This is a genomic window from Humidesulfovibrio sp., assembly GCF_035560995.1.
Lineage (GTDB): Bacteria > Desulfobacterota > Desulfovibrionia > Desulfovibrionales > Desulfovibrionaceae > Humidesulfovibrio.
In genome coordinates this window covers 1-9,396 of sequence record NZ_DATMYK010000172.1, presented here as the reverse complement: position 1 = coordinate 9,396, position 9,396 = coordinate 1, and the positions used below count along the sequence as shown (strand labels likewise).

The following is a 9,396-nucleotide window of genomic DNA, read 5'->3' as shown; positions in this document are numbered from 1 at the left end:
GCGGGCGCGCTGTTCGTCCGTGCCCCGGCTGGACTGCTCGATCTGCGCGGCCAGCTGCTCGGAGGCGCTGGCAACCTGATCGCTCACCGTGTTGGCCGCGGCAGCCGCCTGGGCGATGCGCGCGTTCTGCTCCTCGATCTTCTTCTGATTGTTCATGATTTCAGAGATGTCTGACCAGAAGGAGATGGAGCCGAGCAAGTGCCCGTCAAGATCGTAGAAGGGGGTTGTGGACACATCCACATGCTTTTCCACGCCGCCTTTGCCAACCCAGGTGGCCTTGCCTTTCTGGGTGGAATTGGTGCGGATGGCCTTGTCGGACATGGTTTCACGGTTGGGGTCGTTCCAGTAGAACTGGCCGGACTTAACGCCCAGATAATCTGACGGCGTGCCGGGCTTTTCCAGGAAATCGCACACCTGCTGGTTGCACCAGAGCATGTTGAAGTCCGGCCCCACGATGCCGCAAGGGGTGGGGATGCCGTCCAGCACGCCCTGGGAGAAGCCGAGCTTGGACTTGATCTCGGCCACCATGCCCCGGATGTTCTGGCCCAGGTCGGCCAGCTCGTAGCGGAAATTCGCATGCAGCTGGGCCTTGAAGTCGCCCTCGGTCACGGCCTGGGTGAAGTGCTTGATGTCATTGACGGGCGCCACCACGAGCCTGCGCACGAGAAGCGTGATGCCCAGGCCCAGGGCCAGCATGGCCGCAAGCCCTATGCCCATGAGGATGTTGCGCTGCATCGTGGCGGCCTCTGTCATCTCACTCACGTAGGCGCTCATGCACACCATCCAGCCGGTGTCCGGGTCGGTGGAGACGGTCATGAACTTCTGCTCGCCCTTCCAGTCGTAGAGCAGTGTGCCGTTTTTGATTTCCAGGGCCTTCTTGACGAAATCCTGGTCGCTCACGTCCTTGAGGATGAGTTCCTTGTCCATGGCGTGGGCGATGAAACGGCCCTTGCTGTCAAGCATGAAGCCGTAGCCGCGCTTGCCGAAGCGGGGCGGATCGATGAAGGCCGTGGTGAAGGTTTCCCACTTGGGGAAGGCGCCAACGCCGCCCAGCACCTTGCCGTCCGGGCCCTTGATGGCCTTGGCTAGGGAGAAGATGAACAGGTCGCCGTCGCCGCTCTTGGCCTTGATGAGGTCCTTGGCGAAGTAGACGTCTTGCCCGGACAGGATGGCCTTCACGTAGTCGCGGTCGGCGCGGCTCTGGCCCGTCAGGTCTTCTTCCTTGGCGTTGTAGCCCGCCAGGATGACGCCCTTGGCGTCGAAGATGAACAGGGCCCAATACTCCTTGTTGATCTTGATGTACTCGTGCAGGCGTTCCTTGGCGCGTTTGGGGTCGCCTTCAAAGGCCTCGCGCAGGGCTTTCTGCGCCGCCAGCGATTCCACCAGCGTCTGTGTGCCGCTGATGTACCTGTCCAGAGATTTCTGGGTGGCAGCGGAGATTTGCTCCATGGACTGCTGTTCCAGGTGCAGACTGATGTTGTACGAGGACTTGGAGACGTAGATCACGATGCCCATGACGGCCAGGGCCACCACGAGGGTGACGGACAGTATGAGCACTGTTCCAAGACTTTTTATGCGCGGCATAGGGCCCCCGGAAATACGTTTCGAGTACAAGCGGTATCTGTTGTGAAGATCGACAGTTGTCAAGAATCCTTAAGCTCAGGGTTCTTGATGTTGAGCAGGAAAACTGCCGTTCCGGTTCTGAAGACGTGCGACGGCGGGGGGGCACCTGCGCGCAGAAGCAATTAGAGGCTTCCGTCTGATATGTAAAGGGAGAAGGTGCGAAATTTTCTGATGAGAGTTCTGGCGGGACAGGTTGCGCCGCGCTGGCGGCGGCGTTTTTGTGTGGTCCGGGCGGGACCTGGACCAGCCCGAGGGCTAGTCCAGGTCCACGGCCTCGGCCAGATAGTTGCTGAACAGATGAACCTGCGAGGGCACCTCGTAGGTCTTGATGCCGTCGCGGATGCCGTCTTCGCAGTTGTGGCAGGCCACCACGGTCATCTCCGCGCCCGTGGCGCGGATGGCCTCGGCCTTGGCCTTGGCCGTGGCCAGGCGCTTCTGCTTGTACTCGGCCATGAGCCCGTGCCCGCCGCCGGAGCCGCAGCAATAGGTATGCACGCCGTTCGGGTGCATCTCGCGGAAGTCCTGGGCCACGTGGCGCATTAAAAGGCGCGAGTCCTCGAAATGCCCGGCGTTGCGGATGAAGTTGCACGAATCCTGGAAGGTGACGGACTCCTTGTGGAAGCCTTTCTTGAGCTTGAGCCTGCCCTGGCGGAACAGGTCGGCCCACATCTTCATGGGGGCCATGACCTCGAAGGGAAAATCGCGCTTGAGCCAGTTGGGTCCCTCAAACTTGAGGGCGCGGATGGAGTGCCCTCACTCGGCTGTGAGGACTGTCCTGACCCCCAGGTTTTCGCCCGCCGCCACCACGCGCCCGGCAAGTTCCGTGGCCGCCGGGTCGTCGCCCGCGAAGAGCCCGATGTTCGTGGAGTCCCAGCCGCGGCTTCCCGCCAGGGTGAAGTCGAGCCCGGCCGCGTTGTAGAGCTTCAAATAGCCGTACAGGTTCTGGGGGTAGAACTTGATGTCGCGCGGGTGGAAGGTGAGCAGCACCTCCGCGCCCTTCTTGTCGATGGGCGCAACCGCGTCGGGCATCTCCTCCTGCAATTCCTCCAGCTGCCACTCGATGGTTTCGCGGTACTCGTCGTCCGTGATGCCCAGGTTGTTGCCCACATCAAGCGCGTTCTGCAGGCCGGAGGCCAAGCCAGGAGGCGTGAGCCCCTGGCTGACGGCGAGCGCCCGCGTGGCCCGCACCACAAAGGCGATGCCGATGCCGTAAGGGCAGAACATGGTGCAGCGCTGGCACATGGTGCAGGTGCCGTACACAGTGTCCACCAGCCACTGCATGAACTGCTCGTCCACCTCGCCCTTTTTGCGCAGCATCTCGGCCATGGGCTTCATGCGGTGCGCGGGCACGTGTTCGGGCTTGGGCTCGGACTGGTAGAAGTGGCAGCCCTGGGCGCACAGGCCGCAGCGGGCGCAGATGTCCAGCCACAGGCGAAGGCGCGCGCCGTTGCGGGAATTCAGGGCCTCTTTCAGCTTGGGGATGTCGAGGGTCATGTCAGCTCCTTGGCGGGCGCGCGCTTACCACGCGCCCACGCTGCGCTTGCCGAAATCGCTTCCGGTGACGGCGCGGGACACGAAGAACAGAACAACATGGGACAGCTTGGTGAAGGGCGCGAGCAACAGCAGCAAATCGGCCGAGAGCACGTGCAGCGTGATGAAGGTGTCGTAATCGCCCCACTGATGGTAGGCCAAAACGCCGGTGAGCATGGGCGCGAGGGTGAGGAAGAGCACCAGCCAGTCGCTTGGGCCGGTCAGGGCGCGCACGTGCGGCAGGGCCAGGCGGCGGATGATGAGATACGCCCCGGCCGCCAGGCAGGCGAAGGCCAGATAGTCCGACACCTCGTCCGGCAGGGTCCACCAGGAGATGTCCCAGGCCTGCTCCCACAGGATGACGTGGGCCTGGAACAAGAGCGCCGTGGCCAGAAGTCCCAGGTGGAACACGAACCCGGCCGCCGTGGGCAGGGGGTTTTCCCTGGCCGTGATGTTGGCGGGCGCCAGCCAATGGTAGATGGACTTGAGCGCCCAGGTCGGGCGGAAGCCCTTGAGCGCGGCGGGGTCCATGCGTTTGGCCAAGTGCAGGAAGCGCAGCACCCGCCAGGCCATGCCCAGCAGGAACACGGCGAAGGAGACGGCAAAGAGCGGCCCGGCGGCCAGATCATACAGGGCGAACACGGGTTCCTCCCGGCGCTTGGGACAGGGCTTGCGACGCGCGACGCATCCGCCTGCCGAATACGGTACCAGGGTAGCACGTCTTTTCCTGCGAGACAATCCCTATTGCGCGGGAGGATATGTTTTTCGCCAAATAGACGTTGCAACACAGTCAATTCGATGAACTGTTTCGATACGCTACCTGGGTAGCATGAGATGGCTTGTAGCGCAATCCCCCTGAAGAGGGAGGATACATATCTTTCCAGAGAGGGTTCAGTTTCCCGCACCCTTGCGCAGGGCGGCGGGGATGTCTCCGGCGAATGCTCCTCCGTGGTAGCAGACGACGTGCTGGATGTCGTAGCTGAGCAGGCGGGCAAGGGAGCGGCGGGCTTCGGGCATGTCCAGGGTGTATTGCGGGTTGGCCACGCACAGGCGGCCATCCTGCACCACCATGGCGTCGCCGGCGATGAGGGTGCGGCTGGCCCTCGCGTAAAGGGAGATATGCCCGGGCATATGGCCGGGGGTGGCGATGACCTCAATGCCGCCGCACCAGGGGAAAAGCTCGTCCCCGCGCAACTGCGCGTCCACGTGTGCGGGCTCCACCCCGGCCAGCAGGCGCATGAAGCCCAGGCCTTCCTCTTTCTTGTCGTCCGGCAGGCTTTGCTGCAGGGCCTCTGCCTGGATGAGGCGCAGCGATTTGCGTTCCCCGGCGATGTGTGGCGCGTCCTCGGCGGAGGCCAGGACCTGGACGCCGGGGCGGGAGCGTTTGAGGGCCGCCAGCGCGCCCATGTGGTCATGGTCGTGGTGGGTGATGAACACGCGGGTAAGCCGGGCCATGTCCGCCCCAACGGCGCGGAACGCCTCCTCCAACAGGGGCAGGAAGCCGGTGCAGCCGCAGTCCACCAGGACCATCTCCGTCTCATCGCGCAGCAGCACGGGGTGCAGCGGCGGCAACCCGCCGCGCGGAATGCTGAGAATATCGAGCTGGTTCAAAGCGTTCTATCCTTGCGGCGGGTTCACGCGGTCCATGGTGCGGAAGTTGATGGCCTCGGCAAGGTGCCCGATGCCGATGGCCTCGGCTTCCTCCATGTCCGCGATGGTGCGGGCGATGCGCAGGACCCGCGTGTACGCCCGGGCGGAGAGCCCCAAGCGCCGCACTGCCTGCTCCAGGAAGCGCTGCTCGTCCTCGCCCACCGTGCACCAGCGCTCCAGGGCCGCGCCGGTGAGGTCCGCGTTCAGGCGGATGTTCTGCCCCGCGTAACGCTTGGCCTGCATGGCGCGCACCGCAAGGATGCCCGCGCGCATGGTGGCCGAGTCGCGGTTGCCGCGCGGGGCCTTGAGGTCCTCGTACGGCACGGCGGGCACCTCCACCTGCAGATCGATGCGGTCCATGAGCGGGCCGGAGATGCGCGAACGGTAGCGGCCGATGGCCGCGGGCTGGCAGGTGCACTCGTGCCGGTCGTCGGTGAGATAGCCGCAGGGACAGGGATTCATCGACGCGATGAGCATGAAGTCCGACGGGTAGGTGAGGGACAGGGCCGCGCGGGAGATGGTCACCCGGCCGTCTTCCAGGGGCTGGCGCAGCACCTCCAGCACGTGCTTCTTGAACTCCGGCAGTTCGTCCAGGAACAGCACGCCCCGGTGCGCGAGCGAAACCTCGCCCGGTCTGGGGTTTGCGCCGCCGCCGATGAGCCCCGCATCCGAAATGGTGTGGTGCGGCGGGCGGAAGGGCCTGCGCACGATGAGCGCGGCCTCGCGCGGGAGCATGCCCGCCACGGAATAGATCTTGGTGACTTCCAGGGCCTCGTCGAAGGTCAGCGGGGGCAGCACGGTGGGTATGCGCTGGGCCAGCATGGTCTTGCCGCTGCCTGGAGGCCCGACGAACAAAAGATTGTGCCCGCCTGCGGCGGCGATCTCTATGGCGCGCTTGGCGTGGTCCTGGCCCTTCACTTCGGCAAAGTCGCCATCAAGGGCGGCCTGCCCGGCCCACAGGGCGTCCACGTCAACCGTGGCGGGCGCGGGCACGCGCTCCCCGGTGACGATGCCCACGGCCTCGGCCAGGCTGTCCACCCCGTACACGGCAAGGCCCTGCACCACGGCGGCCTCGGCCGCGTTGTCCGCAGGCACGATGAGCCCGCGCGCGCCCTGCTCCCGGGCCATGATGGCCAGGGGCAGCACGCCCGGCACCGGGCCCAGGTTGCCGTCCAGCGAAAGCTCGCCCGCCAGGAACCAGCCGTCCAGGCGCTCGGCGTCGATGACCTCGGCCGCGGCCAGCAGGCACAGGGCCAGGGGCAGGTCGTAGCCGCTGCCCTCCTTGCGCAGGTCCGCCGGGGCCAGGTTCACGGTGATGCGCGAGGGCGGCAGCCGGTGCCCGGCGTTCTTGAGGGCCGCGAGCACACGCTCCTTGGCCTCGCGCACGGCGCCCTCGGCCAGGCCCACCAGGGTGAAGGCGGGCATGCCCGAGCGCGCGAGGTCGACCTCCAGGGCCACGGGCACGGCCTCGATACCCAAGAGGGCTGCGGTGCGGACTTTGGCGATCAAGCGGGGGCTCCTTGGCGGACGTGTCGTCCATAGAGTGTAAACGATTCCGTGTGGCTTGCCCAGAGTAAACAGGGCCCTGCCCTATTTACGGCGGGCCCACGCGCACCCGCATGGAGCCATTGAGCTCCTCCAGCACCTCGATTTTGATGCCGTTGGCCGCATCCACGAAAGTGCCGCGCCCGCCGGGACGGAACGCCGCTCCCGTCAGCTGCGGCGCGCCGGGGTCGGCGTTCATGAGTTTCACCGGGGCGCGGCCGTGGCGGCATTCGCCCACCGTGTCGTCGGCCAGCATGACAAGCACCCCGCTGCCGGGCAGGTTCTTGTCCAGACCCAGGGGCTGGCGATTTTCCACCAGATAGTAGCGTGTGGGGGAAAGGGGGATGCGGATGGCCACGAAGGGGGCCGAGCAGTCCGTCAGCGGACCCAGGAGCACCTCCTCCGTTCGTCCGGGCGCGATCACCAGCACCCGCGCGGCATCGAGCCAGCCCAGACGCACGCGCGTCCAGGAGGAGATGCCCGGCGGCGGCAGCTCGCGCTGATAGAAGTGGCAGGACATGGGGTCCCAATAGCCCATGTTGATGATGGCCTGGGCGAAGACCTCGCGCAGGGGGCCGGGCCGGGCCTGCAGGTCGTGGTCGTACAGGCAGGGCACCTGCCGCTTGCCGTCTTTGACGCCGCCCAGGATGTGCGCCACGTCGTGGAACAGGGTGCCGGGATGGGCTTGGCTGGTGAAGATGGCCACGCCGCCGCGCACCCGCCTGCCGCTTCTGGTGCGGAACGCGTCCTCCGTGGCCCAGCCCAGCATGCCGGGATAGCCGCACAGACCCACCATGCCGTACTCGGCCACCTTTGCGCCGAGCATGAGGGCGATGAAGTCGTAGCGGTCAAGATCCGCGGCCGGGCCCAGGGTCTCCAGGGCGTCGTCGATGAGCCGCATGACCCGCGACTTGTCCACCTCAAGGTTGTGTGGCGAGATGCTGTAGCGGCCCACCGGGCCGGGCAGGGTGCTCCATCCGGGCACGACGTCGACAGCCAGTTCAACACGCCCGCAGGACATCTCGCGCACGTAGCGGGTCAGCTGTTCGCCGAAGCGTTGCTGCACGAATTCGCGGCTCACCTCATGCCGCACGTCCGGGAACTGGAGCAGGATGACCAGCCCGCGCTTGACGGTGGCCTGGGCCTGGGCCGGAGCCGCCCAGACGGCCCAGAGGGCCAGCGCCAGCAGCAGGGCGGCTGCGCGCGCGGGCAAGGCGGCGGCTTTGGACGGGGTGGCGTTGGGCATGCCGTCCCTCCTGGCGTATCGGAAGACCGGGCGGCGGGAGCGCCGCAGGCGGGGGGATGCGTTTAGGCTAGGCTGTTTCCGGGCTGTTGCCCAGGGGTTTTCGGCGCTGGGGCGCGGGCTTGCAGCACGCCGCGCAGGGTGACGGCCAAAAGCACCACCAGCCCGCCCAGGAGCGACCAGAAGCCGGGCAGTTCGCCCACGCCCAGCGCCACCCATACGGGATTCAAGATGGGCTCCAGGGTCATGATGAGGATGGCCTCCAGCGCGCCCAGGCGCTTGATGCTCCAGACATAGAGCGCAAGCGAGAAGCCCTGCTGGATGACGCCCAGGTAGAGGAGCCCGGCCCAGCCTTCCGCGCTGGGCTGCGTCCCAAGCAGAAAGGGCAGGCCCACGCAGGCCGTGAGCACATGGCCCAGCAGCACGGATTCCACGGGCGAGGCGTCCTTCTGGGCGCGCATGGATAGGGTGAAGGCCGCGTAGCACAGGCCGGAGCCCACGGCCACGATGTTGCCCCAAAGCCCTTCGGGCGAGAGCTGGTCAAAGAAGAACAGCACCATGCCGGAGAGCGCCACGCCGATGAACAGCCAGTCCGCCGGGCGCGTCTTCTCGCCCAGCAGGCGCGGGGCCAAAAGCGCCACATAGACCGGCGCGGTGTAGGCGAGCAGGATGGCGTTGGCCGCCGTGGTCATCTTGGTGGCGGCCACGTTTGAGACGAGCAGGGCCGCGTAGCTGAGGGCGGCGCAGACCCGCGCCGGGCTCAGGGTGAAGCAGAGGCTTTTGCGGAAGAGAAGGGCCAGGGTGAGGGCGGAAAGGGCGCTGCGCACGCCGGTTATGGCCATGGGGGGCAGGTCCACCAACTTGATGGCCAGCCCCCCGGAACTCCAGATGAGCGCCGTTGCCGCCAGGAGCAGCGAGGCGCGCGCGCGTTCGCTCATGATGCAGCGCCCCAGGCCCCGGCGGCGCCGGGGGCTAGTGGATCATTCTAATGGATCATCCGGCCCAGGCGCTCCCAGCGGATGTTCGAGGGGCCGGTCCAGGACCAGTAGATGACCATGGCCTTGCCCTTGATGCTCTCACGCGTCACGAAGCCCCAGAAGCGGGAGTCGAAGGACTCGTCGCGGTTGTCGCCCATGACGAAGTAGTGGCCTTCGGGCACGGTGAGCTTGGGCATCCAGTCGCGCTTGGCGCGGCAGGTGCTCGTGGTGTCCTCGCAGTGGTCGAAGTAGGCCTTGGGATCCACGGTGATTTCCGGGTGGCCTTCGGGCAGGGGATTGGGTTCGATGTCCTCGCGCACGTGCTGGATGTACGGCCCGGTGACGTGCTGTCCGTTGACGAAGACCTCTTTGGCGCGAATCTCCACCGTGTCGCCCGGCAGGCCCACGATGCGCTTCACGAAGTCCACGTCCTTCAGCTGGGGCCGGTTGGCGTCGAGCTTCTCGCTGTAGGGGTACTCGAACACGATGACGTCGCCGCGCGCGGGCTCGTACACCGGCACCAGGATCTTGTCGGTGAAGGGCAGCTTGAGCCCGTAGTGGAACTTGCTCACCAGAAGCTGGTCGCCTATCTGCAGGGTCTCCAGCATGGAGCCCGTGGGAATCTTGAAGGCCTGCACGACGAAGGCCCGGATGATGAGGGCCAGAACCACCGCGACAAGCAGCGCCTCGATGTATTCCTTGAGCGTTTTGAGCCATCTGGGATTCATGCATGTTCCTTTGGCGCGGCGGGGTGCCGCGCGGTTGTTCTCGTCGCGGGTGGTGCGGCGGGGCTAGTCGTCGCTGCCGGCCTTGAGCACGGCCAGGAAG

Annotated in this window: 8 protein-coding genes; all 8 read right to left on the bottom strand. The window is 66.1% G+C overall.

Going from position 1 to position 9,396, the window contains the following annotated elements; genetic code table 11:
* The coding region (locus VN419_RS06650) for a cache domain-containing protein (RefSeq protein ID WP_325645743.1) at positions 1–1,557 on the bottom strand (1,557 nt) is incomplete at its 3' end.
* Between the two features lie 321 nt (positions 1,558–1,878).
* Positions 1,879–3,117 carry a (Fe-S)-binding protein gene (locus VN419_RS14560; protein WP_349255580.1) on the bottom strand — a complete coding sequence of 413 codons (1,239 nt, stop codon included), beginning with the start codon at positions 3,115–3,117 and terminating at the stop codon, positions 1,879–1,881.
* Positions 3,118–3,141: 24 nt separating this feature from the next.
* Complete coding sequence (locus VN419_RS06635) at positions 3,142–3,795, bottom strand: nitrate reductase (RefSeq protein ID WP_325645737.1); 654 nt, start codon at positions 3,793–3,795, stop codon at positions 3,142–3,144.
* Positions 3,796–4,044: 249 nt separating this feature from the next.
* Positions 4,045–4,764 (bottom strand): MBL fold metallo-hydrolase, encoded by a 720-nt coding sequence (locus VN419_RS06630; protein WP_325645735.1) that lies wholly within the window; start codon positions 4,762–4,764, stop codon positions 4,045–4,047.
* Positions 4,765–4,770: 6 nt separating this feature from the next.
* On the bottom strand, positions 4,771–6,312 hold the full coding sequence (locus VN419_RS06625) for a YifB family Mg chelatase-like AAA ATPase (RefSeq protein ID WP_325645733.1): 1,542 nt from the start codon (positions 6,310–6,312) through the stop codon (positions 4,771–4,773).
* An 85-nt stretch (positions 6,313–6,397) separates the two neighbouring features.
* Positions 6,398–7,594 carry a hypothetical protein gene (locus tag VN419_RS06620; protein WP_325645731.1) on the bottom strand — a complete coding sequence of 399 codons (1,197 nt, stop codon included), beginning with the start codon at positions 7,592–7,594 and terminating at the stop codon, positions 6,398–6,400.
* 62 nt (positions 7,595–7,656) lie between these two features.
* A complete protein-coding gene (locus tag VN419_RS06615) occupies positions 7,657–8,529 on the bottom strand; it encodes a DMT family transporter (RefSeq protein ID WP_325645729.1) in 873 nt (290 codons plus the stop codon).
* Between the two features lie 47 nt (positions 8,530–8,576).
* Positions 8,577–9,296, bottom strand: a complete 720-nt coding sequence (gene lepB, locus VN419_RS06610; protein WP_325645727.1) for a signal peptidase I — start codon at positions 9,294–9,296, stop codon at positions 8,577–8,579.
* Between the last annotated feature and the right edge of the window lie 100 nt (positions 9,297–9,396).

Bases quoted from the DNA above. Each gene is read 5' to 3' on its own strand.
- VN419_RS06620 (WP_325645731.1), bottom strand. From the start codon at position 7,594: ATGCCCAACGCCACCCCGTCCAAAGCCGCCGCCTTGCCCGCGCGCGCA.
- lepB (WP_325645727.1), bottom strand. From the start codon at position 9,296: ATGAATCCCAGATGGCTCAAAACGCTCAAGGAATACATCGAGGCGCTG.
- VN419_RS06615 (WP_325645729.1), bottom strand. From the start codon at position 8,529: ATGAGCGAACGCGCGCGCGCCTCGCTGCTCCTGGCGGCAACGGCGCTC.